Below are 2,193 nucleotides of genomic sequence, written 5' to 3' on the forward strand. Positions count from 1 at the left end.
GAGGCTGCACGATGTCACCAACGGAATAATTTTTTCCATCTTTCATCTGTGCTTTCGTGAGGTCTTTTCTTTCCAAAGTCGTTATCTCCTGGCCTTTACCTATGACTCCGAGGTTTTCTCTAATCTTTTGATTGATCGCCTTGCGAGCTTCGTTGGTTCCAGAAACGACCAAAGTTTTTTCACGCTCTGCCTGTGGAAGGGAAGCATAGTCTTTTGAGATTTGGTTGTACCTTTCCTCCGATTTTTTGATTTCCAGCACCGATTTATGAAGAAGGCCCACCGATTTATGAATTTGACCCCTAGCGGCTAGTTCAACCGCTTTTTTGAGATCTGGATTCAATTGTCTTTGAATCTCACTCATGCCCGCCGTTGCCATTCCATGGACTTGTAATTGGGCAAAGGGCCTGCCGGCCTCCACCGCTTTGAGTTGCTGAGTATCTCCCATGAGAACCACTCTTGCATGATGCTGCCTGGCTTCTTTGAGCAAATAATCCATCTGAGCCGATGAAACCATACCCGACTCATCCACGACCAAAACTGTTTTGGATGAAAGCTTCTTTTCTTGGGTTGCCTGAAAACCTTGAATCGTTTGGCTAGAAATTCCGGTTTTTGACAGTTCTTCGGCGGCCCCAGCACTGGGAGCCAGCCCAATCACACTCAAACCTTTTTCTTTAAGTTGATGATTAACTAATTGAAGCATAAATGTTTTCCCTGTTCCGGCTAATCCTTGGACGCCAATGACCTGATTTTTGCTCGTGAGAATATGAAGTGCCGCATTTTTTTGTCCTTGATTCAAACTTTGCCCCTTGATTTTGGCTTTAGCCTCCTTCTTTTTGAAGACAGGCTGGGTTACCCCTCGGCCGGATTTCTCAAAGCTTAAAATAGATTTTTCACGCGAAATTGCTTCGGGGGTAGTGAAACGCTCACCATGTTTAAGGAAAAGACCCGCTTGAACCCTTCGTTCGATTTCTCGTCGGATTTCGCCATAGGTGACCTTGCCAACTCCTTGTTGGAGGGCATCACGAAGAATTTGGGCTTGGGTTATGACCGATTGCCTTTCCAAACCATGTTCCAAAGCAAAGCTCACGGTATTGATAAGGTGAGTTAAACTGCCTTTTCGATCAGGCTGAGGTTTTAAATTGGGTTGGTAGTCGATCTTGGCTTCACGACTTTTGCTCTGCCAGTATTCTCTTAAAATCTTCCGGTCTACCTCGGTCTTCTGTGGGCGGGTTGCGATGGTGATGATTTGTTTTTCTTCCGGTGAAGCGGTGCCCCGTGTTTTACCATCCTTCTCCAAGGCTTTTTCGATGGCTTGGCTTCTCTGGCTAAAGGCCTCGATCTGAGTTTCAGTGATATGGGACAGCTCAAACAGTCCATTACCGTCCAAAATTCGGACGGTATAGCCCAATTTTTGGACTTCTCGGGCTAATTCAGCCCGATAAAAGGCTCCCATCAACATTTTTTGCCGATAGAAAATCTCATTATCAATGGCTCTCCATTGGCCATCGTCTCTCCGAGTTATGTTGAGAATGACGGAATGAGTGTGAAGCTGAGGATCGCAAGCTCGGCTTAACTCATGCCGGAAGGTAGCGGCCACCATATTTTGCGAAAGTTTCTTGGTCGTTTCGCCATTCTCGGTTTGACGATAGGTGACCAAAGTTTCGGCATACTTGAGAGCGCGGTTAACTGCCTTATCATGGGCATCTATTAATTTAAGATCGCCACCTATGAAAGCCTGCATCGAAACCGATTTGGGCGCACTAAAGGTCAAATCCGTTCCACCGCGTCTACCAGCTTCGGGAACATGGATTTTATCCCCATTGGGCAAAAAACCATCGAGCAGTTTTTTAAAATCTTCGGATTTTACTTCTCCAGTGAGTTTAAAGATTTCAGCAGCCTTGCCTTGCCACTGGCTGGGGCTCCGATCTTGAGTGTAATAATCATCAGCTTTCTCATAATATTTTCCTGCATCTCGGCTTCCTCCTACATTGGCAATGCTCAACATAGACTTTCCTTTTCATCAAAACGGGTTGTGGTTTCGGGAAGTGTGATGGGTTTAAGTTTCACATGCGCTACCGGATATTCACCGGCTAAGCTCAAATAGCCACTCAACGTCGGTAAATTGGTTATTTCACTTGGGAGGACGACCCGTTCTTTGATGCGCTGTTTGACTTCGGTGCGTTGTCGTCCTTG

The 2,193-nt window shown here is 46.0% G+C and carries 1 protein-coding gene and 1 pseudogene (1 of these 2 running past the window's edge); both read right to left on the reverse strand.

The window, feature by feature from the left end:
* On the reverse strand, positions 1-2,005 hold the 5' portion of the coding sequence (locus A2048_08770) for a hypothetical protein (GenBank protein OGP07548.1). The gene continues 551 nt to the left of window position 1, outside the view; the window shows 2,005 of its 2,556 coding nt (coding positions 1-2,005); the start codon lies at positions 2,003-2,005; its stop codon lies off the left edge, out of view.
* Positions 1,999-2,193, reverse strand: a pseudogene (locus tag A2048_08775) (hypothetical protein). The gene A2048_08770 and the pseudogene A2048_08775 overlap by 7 nt, the downstream one beginning before the upstream one ends.

It is taken from the genome of Deltaproteobacteria bacterium GWA2_45_12, assembly GCA_001797365.1.
Lineage (GTDB): Bacteria > UBA10199 > UBA10199 > UBA10199 > UBA10199 > UBA10199.